16 protein-coding genes are annotated in these 16,505 nt (G+C 46.6%); 10 read left to right on the top strand and 6 right to left on the bottom strand.

The window, feature by feature from the left end; translation table 11 throughout:
* Positions 1-69 precede the first annotated feature (69 nt).
* Both CWB98_RS16965 and CWB98_RS16960 read right to left on the bottom strand, forming a co-directional pair.
* Positions 70-1,434 carry a hypothetical protein gene (locus CWB98_RS16965; RefSeq protein WP_138545935.1) on the bottom strand — a complete coding sequence of 455 codons (1,365 nt, stop codon included), beginning with the start codon at positions 1,432-1,434 and terminating at the stop codon, positions 70-72.
* A gap of 462 nt (positions 1,435-1,896) precedes the next feature.
* A complete protein-coding gene (locus CWB98_RS16960; protein WP_138545934.1) occupies positions 1,897-3,906 on the bottom strand; it encodes an alpha-amylase in 2,010 nt (669 codons plus the stop codon).
* A gap of 358 nt (positions 3,907-4,264) precedes the next feature.
* On the opposite strand from CWB98_RS16960, the gene CWB98_RS16955 reads away from it, so the two are divergent.
* The 10 genes from CWB98_RS16955 to CWB98_RS16910 all read left to right on the top strand — a co-directional run bounded on the left by CWB98_RS16955 (position 4,265) and on the right by CWB98_RS16910 (position 11,368).
* Positions 4,265-4,711 carry a helix-turn-helix domain-containing protein gene (locus CWB98_RS16955; protein WP_138545933.1) on the top strand — a complete coding sequence of 149 codons (447 nt, stop codon included), beginning with the start codon at positions 4,265-4,267 and terminating at the stop codon, positions 4,709-4,711.
* Between the two features lie 141 nt (positions 4,712-4,852).
* Positions 4,853-5,968: a DUF418 domain-containing protein gene (locus CWB98_RS16950; protein WP_138545932.1), complete on the top strand. Its 1,116-nt coding sequence runs from the start codon at positions 4,853-4,855 to the stop codon at positions 5,966-5,968.
* 133 nt (positions 5,969-6,101) lie between these two features.
* Entirely contained in the window at positions 6,102-6,410 is a 309-nt protein-coding gene (locus CWB98_RS16945) for a DUF883 C-terminal domain-containing protein (protein ID WP_138545931.1), read from the top strand.
* Position 6,411: 1 nt separating this feature from the next.
* A complete protein-coding gene (locus CWB98_RS16940; RefSeq protein ID WP_138545930.1) occupies positions 6,412-6,804 on the top strand; it encodes a hypothetical protein in 393 nt (130 codons plus the stop codon).
* Between the two features lie 22 nt (positions 6,805-6,826).
* On the top strand, positions 6,827-7,084 hold the full coding sequence (locus CWB98_RS16935; protein WP_138545929.1) for a hypothetical protein: 258 nt from the start codon (positions 6,827-6,829) through the stop codon (positions 7,082-7,084).
* Between the two features lie 241 nt (positions 7,085-7,325).
* Complete coding sequence (locus tag CWB98_RS16930; RefSeq protein ID WP_171045688.1) at positions 7,326-8,444, top strand: DUF3466 family protein; 1,119 nt, start codon at positions 7,326-7,328, stop codon at positions 8,442-8,444.
* 297 nt (positions 8,445-8,741) lie between these two features.
* Positions 8,742-9,200, top strand: coding sequence for a BufA2 family periplasmic bufferin-type metallophore (bufA2, locus tag CWB98_RS16925; RefSeq protein WP_138545927.1), 459 nt, complete (start codon positions 8,742-8,744; stop codon positions 9,198-9,200).
* Positions 9,201-9,297: 97 nt separating this feature from the next.
* On the top strand, positions 9,298-10,134 hold the full coding sequence (gene bufB / locus CWB98_RS16920) for an MNIO family bufferin maturase (RefSeq protein ID WP_249364704.1): 837 nt from the start codon (positions 9,298-9,300) through the stop codon (positions 10,132-10,134).
* Positions 10,127-10,912: an HvfC/BufC N-terminal domain-containing protein gene (locus CWB98_RS16915; RefSeq protein WP_138545925.1), complete on the top strand. Its 786-nt coding sequence runs from the start codon at positions 10,127-10,129 to the stop codon at positions 10,910-10,912. The genes bufB and CWB98_RS16915 overlap by 8 nt, the downstream gene beginning before the upstream one ends.
* 30 nt (positions 10,913-10,942) lie before the next feature.
* Entirely contained in the window at positions 10,943-11,368 is a 426-nt protein-coding gene (locus CWB98_RS16910) for a hypothetical protein (protein WP_138545924.1), read from the top strand.
* Here the strand turns inward: CWB98_RS16910 and CWB98_RS16905 are convergent.
* From CWB98_RS16905 to CWB98_RS16890, 4 genes are read right to left on the bottom strand one after another with little or no spacing between them, the layout of a single operon-like run.
* Complete coding sequence (locus CWB98_RS16905; protein WP_138545923.1) at positions 11,352-12,671, bottom strand: sensor histidine kinase; 1,320 nt, start codon at positions 12,669-12,671, stop codon at positions 11,352-11,354. The two genes, CWB98_RS16910 and CWB98_RS16905, sit on opposite strands and share 17 nt — an antisense overlap.
* Positions 12,661-13,359, bottom strand: a complete 699-nt coding sequence (locus CWB98_RS16900) for a response regulator (protein ID WP_138545922.1) — start codon at positions 13,357-13,359, stop codon at positions 12,661-12,663. Before CWB98_RS16900 ends, CWB98_RS16905 begins: the two co-directional genes overlap by 11 nt.
* On the bottom strand, positions 13,360-13,713 hold the full coding sequence (locus tag CWB98_RS16895) for a hypothetical protein (protein WP_138545921.1): 354 nt from the start codon (positions 13,711-13,713) through the stop codon (positions 13,360-13,362).
* Complete coding sequence (locus CWB98_RS16890) at positions 13,703-16,339, bottom strand: reprolysin-like metallopeptidase (protein WP_171045687.1); 2,637 nt, start codon at positions 16,337-16,339, stop codon at positions 13,703-13,705. Before CWB98_RS16890 ends, CWB98_RS16895 begins: the two co-directional genes overlap by 11 nt.
* Between the last annotated feature and the right edge of the window lie 166 nt (positions 16,340-16,505).

The following is a 16,505-nucleotide window of genomic DNA, read 5'->3' as shown; positions in this document are numbered from 1 at the left end:
CATATTCAATAGCCCGCACTGAACAAGCCAAAATCATCAAATAGAAAAGCGTTATTGCTTTAACGATATTCATAGCTTTTTCCTCCAGACAACAGGCAGTGTTTGAGTTTTTTGACCCGCCTTATCTGTCTGAGGCTGCGCCTGATCTGAGCCAAAAAGCTGCTCCATGGTATTTTCAATGACGGAAGGAGAAGTCAGAGTAGGAACATCTACACCAAACATTTCATCGTCTTTTTGCATAATAAGCTGCTGCTTTCGACTAGAAGGTTCAATAACCAGAGACGGCGTATTAATAAACTGCATTTCCATATTGCTCACACGATATTCACTGACCACAAATTCCAGGTCATCTGGATGTAAGATTTGTATAAGTCCGTCGCGATGAAAGACGTAAATACCACCCTGAACCTCAGTGGTTGAGGTGAAGACCCCTGAGGCGGCACGAAATGCGCGAGCACTGGTAGAAAGCTTAGGTTTAACGATCAGTGGACTCGCAATAAGATTGCTGTTTGTAACTTTGCTGCGTTGCGTTATTTTGCCATCTGATAATCGCGCTCGATACACTTGTCCGGTGCCGTTGAACATACTGACGGAAAAGATAAGATCGCCGTTACTGATTGCAGGCGCATTATTGACCACACCCGGCAAAGATATTTTCCATTCAGGTTTCCAATCAACAATTTTGCCTCCTTCCTTGATAACTGAATAGCGATGTAATGTTTGGTTGTGAGTAGCAAAGAAGAGATTGTCCTCATTTTCTAGAACGGAATGCTCCACCACGTCTAAGCCTGATAAAAAATAAGGCTGATGATACTCGCCCTTAACTCCATCTAGCATGATCGGGTTTTCAGGCAAAGTCGCGACTGCGAGTGTCCGAGTGGTTGCTTGCCCATTAAAGTCATAGGCGGTTAGCTTAAATAAGGACAGGTGATTTATCTGACTACTCAATGTTCCTTTTTGAGGGTTGACTATTGGCCAAGTTTTAACGGTACTTCCATTTTCAACGCGACTAACAGACACCATCGCTGCGCCTGATATTTGCCAGTGAACTTTAACCTGGCCAAACATGTCAACCTGACTACGATCACTATAGAAGGCCTTTATAGCAAACGGCTCTGAAACAACTCGGTTTTGTTCCTTAGCTGCTGCGCACCCGTATTCGTCACAAGCAGTGACTCGATAAACACCCGATGCAGATTTAGGCAGTGTATATTGGGTGCCTCGATAACTAGCGTTTACCATTTCCCACTTGCCATTAATATACTGTTCGATAGAGTAAAATTTTGCAGAGTCTACAGCAGACCAAACCAGTTTATCGCCAGTGTCATTCGGCTGAACTGAGACATAAATAGGTGCATCCGGTGCGCGTTCAATTGGGAAAAAAGTGGTTATTCCCCGAACTCTAATTGGGGCATGTTCCTGCTGAAATTCCATTGCGGTCACACTTGTTACCGCGACGAAATGTAATGTAAAAAGCAACATTAAAAGTCTACTAATCATGCAAATATTGGCCTAAATCCGGTCACAGTATTCAAAATAGCGACAGATTTTATTTTAAAATTGCATGATTTACAATCAGAAATGACGGAGGTTCGTAAACAAACTCATTATAAAAAGCTTTTCTAAATACGACTAAAGGGGTGTATATACCACATCAATACGGGTCAAAATAGTGGCCTGCTAGTTTGTAGAGTTAAATATAAATGGTATTTAAGATGGGGGATCCATGACTGCCAGTATCATCAACAGCCTTGCGCTATAAAAAAGAGCAGTTTCTCGACCGGTATCTCTTTGCATGTCGCTGGAAGTTTAGTCGATCGTGGTTGTGGGAGGCAACGGCCACCAGGGAGAGTGACCGCTACCGAATGCGAACCACCATAGGTTCTGGGTTAGTGGTTAAAAATTACTGTAACTCGCAGTAGATTGATTAAATTCAAATACAGAGATTTGTCCGCAACGAGCGAAGTGATTATTACTGCTGTAAGGGGTGTTAGTCTGGTTGATATCACCTTCCCAGCCCTGGCCGTTTTTCACAAAAGCTTTGATCTCAAACCAGCCGTCGTGGGTCTGAGCGCAATCCATATCTACATCCAGCATCCAGTAATGAGCTCCCCACTGGTTCAGCGGTGTTTCGCCATATCCAGTGCTTTCAACTGTGGCTTTGGTTCCCCATTCTGCAGGCCACAAATTGGTGGTCCAGTCCAATGCGCTCCCCTGTGCCTCAGTGCTTTGAGTGGCTTCAGCACCGTGCCAGTCAAGGTAATTGTCGCCCTGTTTCCAGCCTTGTGTTGTTGGGTTCTTCAGGTTGTTATGACGGATCGGCATCGCACACTGCATCGGGTCTTGTTCACAGTCTCGCCCCAGTGTCGCAGCAACAGCATGGTCCAGTCCACCACGTACAAACATATCCTGGCCCGCTGCGGTTTCGGCTTTAATAAAGACCACAGTTCGTTGCCAGTCACCCACAGGAACATCCGGGGCATCACCAATTTTGCTGTTATGGTGAATTGCAACTGCACTCATCGGGTTGACATTGATACTGGCAACCCCATTTTGTGACACGGTAATCTGATTGCCTAAACAACCATTACCTGCGGTGTTTTTTCCACCGCTCAGAACATCACAGTAGACTCCTTCAGCAAGACCTGTTTGCAGCGTTTGATTGAGTGACCCGCCTTCACGGTTGATTGCCACAAAGCCTTCACTGCCGCGCGAAAATGCAATCTGGTTATTGCCGTTATCCCACCAGTTGTTTACCGTCCAGTGGCCCGTGGTGTTATTTCTGAAATCCATAGCGCCTGCGATCATGCCGCGACGGTGTTCACACTGCCATTCACCAGCAAAGCAATTAAGGGTGTTGCCCTGATGTACAGAGCTTCCCGGAGGACCTGCGTCACCGTCATGGTTAAAGTCATAGCTAGACATTACTTTGGGATAACCATATGGGAAGGCAAGCATAAACACATTGGCCAGATCGTAGAGTGCACCGTCTTCATAGGTTACGACATTACCGGCACCTCCATGACCGCGTTGATTATCATGATTGTCCACAAAAACCACTGCAAGGTGACTTGGCATCATACCCCAGGCTTCACCAAAGCTGTTTAGCCAGGCCAGTTTGCCCGACTTAAAGGTATCCCCTAACTTGGTGCTGTACTTGAACTCTGTCACTAAGCCATTACCAAAGTATTCGTCTGCCCGCACGGCCTGACCTCCCTGGTCGATCACTTCCTGGAAGACCAGAGGCTCGCCATTGACCTTGTTCATGATTGTCGCAATGTCCGATGCTGCCATGTGCTTACTGGCATCCAGTCTGAACCCAGCCACACCAATTCCAACGAGATCGTTAAGGTAAGCTGCCAATGTGTTCTGAACATAAGTTGCGGAGGTGTTTAAATCGGCCAGGCCAACCAGTTCGCAGTTCTGTACTCGCCAGGCATTATTGCCATAATCAGCGTCGTTAATTGCACATGTCTCGTGAAAGTCTTGCGGACTGTAAATAGGGTAGTGTTTATCACCATAAGTACTGCCAGCCACGCCTGTGCCGCTGCCGTGTGCCATGTGGTTGATCACTGCATCAACATAGATATTTACACCCGCGGCTTTACAACGCTCCACCATATCGGTGAACTGAGCACGATTACCGCTGCGGCTCTCAAGTTGATAGCTCACTGGCTGATAACGTGTCCACCACGGCGCTCCGGTAATGTGTTCACTAGGAGGAGAAACCTGAACCGCAGCATAGCCTTTTGGGCCAAGAAACGTTTCACATTCAGTGGCAATATCTTGCCAGGACCATTCAAACAAGTGAACAAAAGTTGTGGGGGTTGCCAGTGCCTGAGCGGACATGCCCAGCCCAGCGGTAATTAGCGCTGTATTCAACGCTTTGAGTGACTGTTTAATCATTGTGTGCTCTCTGTTGTTGTCATAACGATAATATTTACATCACGGTAACAATATAGAGAGATCCGATTAAACGTCTATTGAATACGTATGCATAAAAACACGCAAGTCTATTTACCACACAATCCGTTCAAAAAGCACACCGGGCTGCGCTGATTCAGCCAAGCTGAATATTTTGAGCAGCCGAATGATATCACTCTGGAACGCTTAAAAAGCTTCGTCTATTTGCCTGATTAAGTATTTAGGAAAAATCTTAACCTACTGATATTTATACTTTGTCACAAAAAAGCCGACTGTAATTTCTTGTCTGTTGCAGAACTTCTGGTAACACTTTTTGATATCACCGTGTAGCGAGTTACTTATGATCCTAAAACAACTCATATTAAGCAAGCACCTGACTCAGGCCCAACTGGCCATGATGTCGGGGCTAAATATCAGAACCATTCAACGCATCGAACAAGGGCATAAGCCAAGCATGGAGTCATTGAAATGTATTGCTGCTGCACTGGAGATCGATATTGATACACTACAAAAGGAGTCATTTATGCCACATCAAAACGCATCTATCCGCCCACTGCCTTTATGGCTCAGAGTGTGGTTTTTTCTGGGGACGTTTCAAAGCCAACCCGACAGACAATTTCTGACACGCCTTGAGTTTATACTACATGGCTTTGGTTTGAGCTTTTGCCTTATGGGGCTGTTCAGCGAAGCAGCACTTGTTGGTGGATTGCTATTGCTCATCAATGCGTATTTCATTCGCTACAGCAAATATCTGGGAGATAAATTCGCAATCTGGCAGGGAAGCTAAGTTAACAGGTAATATGTTTTAAATATTTTTTTCACTTCCCACTCGTACCTATAACGATTACAAAATTATACACTTATTAACGGAATATCCCGCCTACAACGACTAACTTAAGACACACTGAATAGACAAGTGGAAACACTAATGAGTAAGCGGATCCATGGTATTGACCTTGCCAGAGCATTGGCAATTTTTGGTATGGTGGTCGTAAACTTTAAACTCGTTATGGGCGCGACCACGGGCAGCACTGTGTTGATATCAGCAAGTGCATTGTTTGAAGGTCGTGCTGCCGCTTTGTTTGTGATTCTTGTTGGAGTTGGCCTGGCACTGAGCTGTCGCAAAGCCCAGCATCACAGCCTGCTGCAAAGGAAACAATTACAAAATAAAGTGGCCATGCGCGGTATTTTACTACTGTGTTTAGGGCTGATTTATCTGCCTGTCTGGCCTGCAGATATTCTGCATTTTTATGGCTGCTATTTTATTCTCGCTTCCTGGTTACTATTTGCGTCTCATCGTACCTTACTTGTGCTCTGTGCAGTAATTGTCTCAACGTTTCCAGCACTGTTATTGATCATCGATTATTCTCAGGGCTGGCACTGGGAGACCCTGACTTACCTCGAACTGTGGACACCCGAAGGGATGCTTAGACGCATTTTTTATAATGGTTTTCATCCTGTTTTTCCCTGGTTTGCGCTGCTATTGTTTGGCATGTGGCTTGGTCGCCAACCGTTACATCAGCGGGCAGCCCAGAAACGATTGTCTAAAATTGCTCTATTGGTGTTGATACTCATCGAAAGTGCATTTTATCTCTTACGTATGATGGCACAAAACGCGGATATACAGGGTGAAGAAATTGCCTTTTTACTCAGCACGGGGCCTATTCCTCCCTTACCCCAATACCTGATCTCTGCCACTGCAAGCTCAGTGATAGTCCTGCTCATATGCATCAGGCTGGCACAGAGATATCACAACACAGGAGTTTTTCGCTCTCTGGAGGCGACAGGTAAGTTATCACTCACATTTTATATTGCACATGTCATTATTGGTATGGGTACATTAGAAGCATTGAACATGCTCGGAGGTCAATCTATTGAAATGGCTTTGTTTAGTAGCCTGCTTTTTTGCTTGTCGGCTTGGGTGTTTGCCACATTATGGTACCAGCGATTTACTCAGGGACCCGTCGAGTGGCTATTCAGGCACCTCATTTCACGCGCAGAGAGCTGCTCAAACCGATTCTTGCGCGTAAATAATACCGAGTAAAATATTCACATATCGGTAAAAGCCCCCTATCCCCATTCACAGAAAATCACTAACAACTTGAATAGTAAAAGCATTTAAATGGCAAGCCACTTGCAACTCACACCATACTAATTCTCGCAATCAAGGCGTTATTATGAGTACCAAGAAACCGACTGCCAACAATCAGGCAAACAAAGACCACACACACCCGGTATCAGATCAGTTAGCTGAATCTCTGCATTCCACTGTCGATGCTCTGCACGACACAGCAGCCAGAACTGAAAAGCAATTAAGGAACAAGGGCGATGCCTCCGGACAGGCTCTGCTGGCACAAAAACGCCTTCTCGAAAAAAAGTGGAAGACTTCGGATATTAAGCAATACGCAACCGAAAACCCAGTTAAAACAGCGGGCATTGCTTTTGGTGCCGGTGTCCTTCTGACCATGCTATTAAGGGGTAAGTAATATGAGCGCGTCATCAGACAATAATGCTGAATATCATCAACCGGCAATCATGGGCGCGCAATTACAAGGGCTATTGCACGAAGGTAAATCAGTGACCACCAGCTATGTTGACCTTGCCCGCATGTGCGCTGCATTGTTAAAGGCCAAACTTCGTGCCCATTTTAAAGCTATCCTTGCCTGTCTCATCCTGCTGATGATTTCTGCACTGCTTATCACAGCAACCTGGTTGTCGCTTCAGGGCTTAATTGCCTATGCGATGGTGCAAGCCGGTCTGAGCTGGTTCGTATCCGCAGGATTGCTGATGACGCTGAACCTGGCACTGATTTACTACCTGATCGCAGCTGCGATACAGCTGTTCGATAAAACCACGAGCGATCTGCTTGATGTGTTTTGATTCATGATTTTAGAAGGACGTTATGATGAACTGGCTGGCACGTTTCATTTACCAAAGTGCACACAAAGAAGCACAGCAACAACAACTGCGCCTGATGAAGCAGTTGTATCATGCGCAGTTTAATAAAAGGCGCTTTTGCTACAAAGCCAAAGCAATGGCGAGCACACCAGAGGGTATTGCACTGTTGGCACTTGGCGGTATGCTGTTGTTCAAAAGTAAACACAAAATCTCAGTATTACGAAAGCTGGTCATGCTCAGGCGCTTGATCCGGCAAGCATAGGCGGCCATGCGCCCCTACCTCTGCAGTCTCATCCTTTACAGAACCTTGCCTGAACGTTTTATGAGCTATATACATGATATAAAAACTAATAAAATGTACCTTTATTGCTCCAGATCAATAGAGGCTGTTATTTTACCTTAACGATTAATACTTTTTTCTGTCATCATTAATGGGTAATTTTAGTCTCAGTAGATTAAAAAACCCGTTCTTTATTATTAATGTAACTAAAAGGAGTATTAAGATGTATTACATTAAGTCTCTCACAACCACGCTGATCGCCAGCACCGTTTTTTGCACTTTTTCTGCCGCAACTTTGGCTTCTGAGTCACCCTCGTACCGATTTATCGATCTGGGCACTCTGGGAGGAAGTGAATCGGCAGCGCTCGATATAAACGACCAGGGCGTTATAGTCGGTTGGTCCACCCGCGATAACAATATGGACTGTACTTCCCCGGTCAGTAAACCAATGAACTGTGAATATGCGTTCAAGTATCAAAACGGCGCCATGATTGATCTCGGCCACAGCCAGGACACAGTACAGTCTTCACATGCCGTAGCCATAAACAATCACTCTGTCGCCGTAGGGTATGAGGTTTTACGCGGCGTTAACGATGACACAAAAATGGGAGAAAGTTATCATCAGCCAGTCAGATTTGAACAAGGTGCTCCCCAAGCTCTGCCAGTACTGAGTAGCAAGCCTCTGGACAGTGCAATGGCTGTTGATATTAATGATCAGGGTAAAATCATTGGCTGGGCAGACAACCAGATCGGCCAGGACACTTTGGTATCCTGGCAGGGCAATGCCATTTCGACAGAAGCAGCGCACAACACCTATTATCGTCGTGCTACTGGCCTGAATAATCTGGGTGATGTTGTCGGCTTTGAGTATGAAGCCTGGTCGTACAAGCCCAACAGAGCCTTTATTTATAAACACGGACAGGTATCTGTGATAGATGAACGTGAAGGCGTTATGAGCGAAATGAATGCAATCAATGACTATGGCATGATTGCCGGCTCTAAGATGGTCCGCGCCATGACTCCGCTAAAAGCAACCATCTGGTATCCCTCTATGCTTGGGGGTGTTGCAGAACATGTTGTAGGCGGACTACAGCAAACATCACGCGAAGAATCGGCATTCAATGACATTAACCGCTCAGGTACTGCCGTTGGTTTCTCATCGACCTCAGACACCATACAGGCCACTGTTTATTATCGAGGCAAACTCTATGATTTAAACCGTCTGGTTTCAGCGCCGGGCAGGCTGCAAACGGCTGAAGCAGTGAATGAACAGGGAGACATTGTGGGCATTTACGTCACCAAGGACAACCAGCGTCGTGCCTTTTTGTTAAAAGTACAGTAATCACATTCCCCTGAGAGGTTAATTAGCAACAGGATCCCTGGTCGTGAGGTGTGGTCAGGGATCCCACCCTATTCCCTACTTCCTTCCTCTTTCAAATAAAAATTTTCGACTAAACTGAAATGAAACTTGGTCAGGGCAGGTCTTGTCGTTACAGCAGCATGTTCAGGTGGCAATTGGCTACCAATAAGTACGGGCATTGAACATGCTGCTGAACTACCTTTCCACTCTAAGACAACAGCAATTATGGATCGGTAACCGCCATACTCCGCATGGCACACACTCAATGAGGAAGATAAAATGAAAGCACTAACGGGGGCCGCTATGGCGGTCATGGTTGCAGGCCTGGTAGGTTGTAATGCAACAGACAATTCATCATCCGATGCAGCAAACACAGGCACGAGCGGTGCAAGCACCGATCTGGTACATTGCTATGATGTGAACGTGTGTGGTGGTCACAATGACTGCAAAACTGCCAACAATGCCTGCTCAGGACAAGCTAGTTGCAAAGGAACAGGGTTCGTAGCAATGCCGGGTAAAGCGTGCGCAGATGTGGGCGGTAAAGTGAAAGACAAATGGGTCGGTTCTGTTGCCAAATCAGATCTGGTGAAGTGCCATGATGTGAATATCTGCGGTGGCCATAACGACTGCAAAACTGCCAATAACGCGTGTGGTGGTCATGCTTCATGTAAAGGCACGGGCTTCGTAAAAATGCCTGTCAAAGCGTGCCAGGATATCGGCGGCAAAATCGAAAGCTAATCATTCCGTATTACAATTTACGGCCCAGTTTTAGCTTGCGATACTAATAATCCGTATCGCAAGCTAAACAAAGCCACTAGCCCAAATGGACCTAACTTTGAACTCATCACCTCCCTATCTGGGTTTTGGCCTGGGATTACGCACCTGCTACTTTGAAGACATCATAGATACTCAGCCTGAAGTCGACTGGTTTGAAGTTATTTCAGAAAACTACTTTGTTGAGGGTGGCAAGCCCTGGCATTATCTTGATCAGATAAAAGAGCGCTATCCCATAGCCATGCACGGTGTATCGATGTCAATTGGCAGCACCACAGAGGTCAATTTCGACTATCTGAGAGATTTGAAGCGCACCATAGAGCGCATCCGACCTGTCTGGGTATCTGACCATCTGTGTTTTTCGTCTATTGGCGATTTTAATAGTCATGACTTGTTGCCGCTTCCATACACCGAAGAGGCACTCACACATTTATGCGATCGCTTGCGAATTGTTCAGGACTACCTGGAGCGCCCACTGATTCTGGAAAATGTGTCCAGCTACCTGACGTATCATCAATCTCAGATGACAGAGTGGGATTTTCTCGCATCGCTACATCAACAATCGGGCTGTCAATTTTTGCTCGACATCAATAATGTCTATGTTAGCGCCAGAAATCATGGCTTTGATGCCATGGATTACCTCAATGCGATTCCACAGCAGGCCGTTGCACAGATCCATCTGGCAGGTCACAGTGATTTTGGCAGCCATATTGTCGATACACATGACCAGCCTGTCTGTGACGCGGTATGGCAATTATTTCAGCGCTACGCACAATCTCGCTTGCCTATCAATACGATGATCGAAAGAGACGATAACTTTCCCCCTTTTGACTCGCTGATAGCCGAGTTAAATCAAGCAAGAAAGCTTGCTCCTTTGAACTGGAGCTCCAATGACTGAACTGGCCAGAATTCAACAAGCGTTTATGGCCTTGCTTAACGGCACTGATCAGGATTTGATTAACCATATTGCGCCACAACCCGGTTTGGATGCTGAGCACCGAGCACTGATCTACCAAAACGCTTACCGTATCCGCCTCACCAAAGTATTAGAGCAAGATCATGAGATGCTGGGGCGCTATCTGGGTGACGATTTGTTTGATGACATGGTGACGGGATATTTGGCTCAGTATCCCTCAAATGACCCTTCTTTACGGCATTTTGGCGACAAACTTCCCCACTTTCTTGCCACTCAGCAGCCCTTTTCTGAACATGGGATCCTAAGTGAAATCGCATTGTTTGAGCGCCAGCTGCTACAGGCGTTCGATGCCCCTGACACAAAACGCCTGACACTGTCTGAAATTCAGCAGATCCCCTCAGATTTATGGCCGAATGTTGTTTTTACGCTTCACCCAAGCGCACGACTGCTGCGCTGTCAGTTTGCTGCGATTGAAAGCTGGCAGGCACTTAAACACGGGGATCCTCCCCCTTCGCCAGAGCTTGAGTCTGAACGCTTTTGGCTGGTTATTCGCGAGACCGATCTACGTACGGCCTTCCATCCTTTAACACAAGGTGAATATCAATGCCTGCATTCGATGGAACAGGGCTTACCTTTCAGCTTCGTTTGCGAGACTGCTGCCAATATTCACCAGGATGCTGAGGCAGGCACACTCGCAGTCATGCAGTTATTACAAAAAGCACTCACAGCAAACTGGCTCAGTGACTATCAGCTGCCATAAAACGCCACTTTTAAATGGACCAGGAACTCTATGAAGCTTAGTGAAAAAATCCGTCTATATCAGCTCAGCCTTATCGCCAGCATGTTATTTGCTTTTGTCGGTTTTGCCTATAATGCCTGGCGGCTGGAAGTCTCGGAGCAAAACAACAATATACGTACCGCTTGTTTCGAGATGTTGAAGGAGCTCGCACAATTAGAGCAGCTGATCTATGTCGCCCATTACGATCAAAATAAAACAGAGGGTAGCCCGCGAAAAGGGTGGATCAGTGTCGGGTTAATCAATGACTTCAGTTATCTTACCAATGGCGATCTGCAACAAAGTGCCAGAACACTGAAAACGACCTGGAATAACAACTGGCAAAATATTTACGCCAGTACCCAGGCTGTCGACCTGGTCGTTAAGGACATAGATAGTGTGCGCAGTGAAATCAAACGACTACTTAATGACCTGGAGTGATTTGACCATGTGACTCGTTCATTATCGGCAATCTGACTTCAAAACATGCACCGCCCAGCTCAGCATTTTCGTCACTGACCCGAACCGTGCCATGATGCTTGATAGCGATCGACTGAACAATTGCTAAGCCAAGCCCACACCCACCTGAATCTCTTGAGCGACTGGGATCCAGCCGAGTAAATGGCTCAAAAATACGCGTCTGTTTTCCTGGAGGAATGCCAATACCATCGTCGGCCACGCGAACAACGACTTCGCTTCCCTGCATACAGGCCGCTACACGAACACGTGTTCGGGCAAAACGACCCGCATTACGCATCAGATTAGTGAACAGACGCTTCACCTGTGCATCATCCCCATGCCAGTGTATATCAGCGCTGTCCAGCTCAAACCCAATATGAGGATAAAAAGGCACGACTTTATCTAGCGTATCCTGCAACAGGGTATTTATATTAAGGGTGGTCAGGTTTGGTTTGACTGAGTTGTCTTTGACTCTGGCATAATACAGCAGCTCACTCACCAGACTATCCAAGTCCTTGAGTGACTGACTCAGGCTGGCATGGAGCTCTTCTCGCTCATCTTCACCGGCTTCCTCCAGCATATCCAGTGCAAACTGCATCCGAGCCATTGGACTACGAAACTCATGTGCCACGCCATGAAGCAGATCTCGCTGTAAAGTGATCCTGGCTTCTCCTTCACTGAGCTGGGCATCAACAAGCTGCGAAAGCTGCTGCAGACTGGTGTTCAGGTCCTGTGGCTGGGTTAAGGGTACCGGCATCGTGTTCAGTCGTGCTACTAATGCCTGACGTTCTTTATTGACCACGAGCCAAAATATCATTAATAATAGCAGGTTAAGGCAAGCTGATATCAACCAGTCAAACCAGTCGACCAGAAAATAAAACATATTCTGTTCGACCAGTGGCCCAACCTCAAGTACATCCTTATCGTTTAACGCAAAATAGACGGTTGCGTTTAAGTAATCCACCAGCCCATGCTGATTGTGAGGCAAGGCTAACTCGGCCAGTAGATCCTGTGGGAAGTACTCATCATCACGCGCCACCAGTAGCGCGGATGTGTCATATTGCGCCTCCAGCTGCATTTGAATACCCGATAAAGGTAAACGCTCAGGGTCTGTAAGGGCTGCAGAAATCTGAGCTTTCACATCATCCAGAAACTGATTTTGTGTTTCGATATACTGGGTTTCTATGTCAATAAGTAAGGTATTACGTACCGTAAAAGCGACCACACTATTAAGCACAATTGCTACGGCAATAAAGGCGAACACCCGTAAAGTGTTAACTTGCAATCAAATATCCCTTGTTTCTTATAGTTTTAATTATTTTAGGTTCCTTAGGATCGTCGCCAAGCTTCTTACGCAATCTGGAAATACGTAAATCAATTGATCGATCCATACCGTCAAATTCCAATTTAAAGAGCGTCCGATAAAGCTCATCCCGCGATAAAATTCTCCCGGGTGAGCTGGCGAGTAGCCATAAAAGCTCAAATTCAGCGCTGGACAAAAGGATTTCTTTGTCACCACAGGTTGCCTTGCGTTTAGCCAGATCCACACAAATCTCACCTTCGTGAATCGTTCTGACATGCTGGTTACTCTGCGCAACGAGCATATCATGGCGTCTCAACTGGGCCCGAATGTGCGCAAGCAGCACTCGGGGTTTAACTGGCTTACACAAGTAGTCATCCGCCCCGACTTCCAGTCCAGTTACTTCGTCTATATCGTCTACCAGTGCTGTCAGCATGATAATAGGCCCACCGAAGCTCCCGCGTATCTGACGACAAATACTCAACCCATCTTGGCCCGGTAACATCAGGTCAAGTACCAGCAAATCGGGGGCAAACTCTCTAACTCGCTCAACCGCGCCACTTCCTTGAGCGTAACACGAAACACGGTAGCCATTTTTTTCAAGAAACAGAGACATTAACTGAGTCAGCTCTGTGTCATCATCTATCAGTAATACTTTTTGTTCTGTTGTCATTTATTGCCTGTTCAAACACGCTTCATACATTTTGATATTAAACGCCCTGGCGTAATGATAGGCCTCTGAGCGCGCCTTTTTATCAGCTTCACTACGCAGGGTATCCCCTGTTCCGGGCATAGCTTTAACACCACACCGGGCCTTTAGCTCTTTGAATGCCAATTGCTCAAAACCTGGTACAACGGGCCTTCTTCCCGTCGTGTAGTAAAGGCGGAAATCATCCACGGCCAGAGCCTGAGACACCGCCTGTTCCAGTTTGCTATCTGCATTTGAGGGTTGTTTACTCATGCCCTGACATCCAGTCGTTATGCTGATAGCAATCAAAGCCAATACTGTAGCAAGTTTACATGCCATACTTTTTTACTCCTAATCTGGTACCGCAGCATATAATCAAAATCCACAGCACAGCAAACAATGTACCTCCGGAGCTTCCATCATCAAGTGATTGTGCTGGTGGCTCAGGTGGCAAGTTCGGCTCAGGGTCTGGCTCTACAGGGACTGAGGCTGGGGCTGGGGCCACTGTCACCTCAACCTCGCCTGATGCGCTACCACCATTGCCGTCGCTCACCGTATAGCTAAAGGTCTCTGCACCTGAGAAAGCGTTGCCCGCGGTATAAACTAAATTGGTTGATGCTATCGTTACCGTTCCCTCCCCTTGATAATCCACACTCGATATATTCAGCGTATCTCCATCAACATCAGTATCATTACTGAGCACTGGAAGCACAACCAGGTTGGCTTGAAACGCGACTTCAACCTTATCATTTACCACCATGGGCACATCATTCACCTCGACCACGGTGATTTCTATACTGAACTGCTCACTGCTTTGATTGCCTTTGGTCGCGGTAGCTGGCACAACCAATTGTCCATTGAAGTTCTCATCTGGGATCACTGTCGTACCGTCAAGGGTATAATTATCGCCCGCCATTAAAGTGATAGAATCAATAGCCAGGTCAAAAGCAAAGGTTAAATCCTCTACCTTGACCGTCAATCGCTCATCTTCGTTGACTGAAAGCGAGTCCTGAGACTGGTATACAGGAATGATGGGCTCCGCAGGGCCATCGAAATTGATGGTGAAGTTCCCTGAATTGATCGCAAAAAAGATATTGTCCGAGCAATTCACCCTCACTCTGGCTTGATTCGTACTGATAGCCGATGTAATCAACACATCCTGCTGCCCATCGTTATCCACCGCGTTTGCCAGTGGAGTCGGAAAACTCATACCACCATCCGTAGACAAGCTAATGCTGACTCTGCTGCACGATACCGGAGCATTTTGAGTATTCGCTGTATCCCAGCTTATAGAATGAACAGCAGATTCCCACTGACTGCTACCATCTGGTTGTGTCACAGCAAATCCATTCGTTGAGTTCACTACACTCACCTGCATCGCATCGCTCGCAACATGTCCCTGGCCATCTCTCACGGCTAGCCGAAAATTAAGGATTCGGTTTGTCGTAGGATAAGTCTCACCAAGTACACTGCTGTTGGTCAAAATATCTATTAACCTGGGAAAGGTTCTTACAGGTTCAGAAGTTGGGTCAAACACTCTGAATAAAGGCCCGGCACCTCTATCAATGGCATCCTGATCTGGACTGCTGGTTGCGGTTCCCAAATCAAATTGCTGCCAACTGAATGTAAGCGTGTCTGAATCAGGATCCGTCGCACTGCCAGTAAGGGTAAAGGGTGTACGCGCCGGAATAAAGTAGTCACTACCAGCGTCAACTACAGGGCTTTGATTCGTAAGACCAATTCGGTTTCCACAAGTACTGCCAACGCCCTGACGGGTGAATGCAACCATCTGTTCGATAGAGTGCAAATGAAAAAAGGGATCTGAGTTTCTTTGTAAGTCCTGCGTGCCGCATATGCCCGTGTATCCCATAATGGTTGAGCCACTGGCCGGCTCAAACGCAGATAATCCGGATCGATTTCCCTGGCAGGCACCAACCAAGCCGTTAAAGGTATGCTCAGCGCCAAGTTGATGGCCAATTTCGTGGGCGACATAATCGATGTAAAAAGCATCTGATTCGGGTACAGAACTCCCCGTTAAACCAGATGCTTTTTCAGAGGTACATACCACTCCTAAACCGGCAACTCCTCCCCCCTCGGTCACCACTAAATGACCGATATCATAATCTGACACACCAATCACCGCCTCTATGGCATCGGCGATGATATCACCATTTATATCCTGATCTGAGTTAGTAAAGGGGTCTGTAGCCGCATCCAGAAATATCAGTTGATCATTGTTCGCCACCAGCTGGAACGTAACTCCCAAATCTCGCGCATAAACTTGATTAACCCGATTCACCATAGTAACCAGTGCTGCCAGCGCAAGTTCACGCGTTCCGCCGTGATACGCGGTATATTCACCCGTTGCTGCGACTGCTAGTCGATAGACAATCCGTTCACTAATCTGACTCGTTTGCAATTGGTCGTCAGGCCTTTTACCTGTGGCGTCTGATAGTTCCGGAAAACGTATCGGCGGATGGCGTTTTATCTTAACCGGACTGGCTTGCTTCATAGCATGCGTAAAATAGTAACTACGATACAGTTCCGTTCCTTTTACAGGGTCTATGTACACTGTTTTTCCACCGTGCTCAAACATCCCAAAGAACCCTTTCGATGATAAATCAAAAGATCCCAGGTTGTCAGGCTGACCTATCTCAGCCCCGCGAAACGTCATTATCTGCGGATACTTGCGAGCAAGTTCAGGAGCCATCACCTGGCTGGGCTTAAGTCGGTATCTGACAAATTGACCTGAAGGCAAAGGGAGTGCCATGTCAACAAAATCGGAAGTTGCAAGCAATGCCTCTATGGTCGCCACATCTAACGCCAGAGTTTGCTCTGTGCGCTTTTGGTTAAACTGCTGGTTTTGATCAAGCTGAGTCCAGTGAGTCTGCCCGATAGAATGGACCGCGATTGCACTTTGGCAAGTGAGAATCAAAAACAGGCACATCAGTGAGAATTTATTCATGGTAAGCCCCGTCGGATTGTTGTTATTGCGGTCATAATTCAACCATACAACTACAAGCATAGACTGTAAGTAACCATTTGTAGGGGCTTTGTATCAGGATTGATAAATGTACCCAAACCAATAACTGTCTTGATAATTATAAAGAAACCGACTACGCACTATACAC

It is taken from the genome of Pseudoalteromonas rubra (assembly GCF_005887115.1).
Taxonomy (GTDB): Bacteria; Pseudomonadota; Gammaproteobacteria; order Enterobacterales; family Alteromonadaceae; genus Pseudoalteromonas; species Pseudoalteromonas rubra_F.
This window is presented reverse-complemented; position numbering and strand designations above follow the sequence as displayed.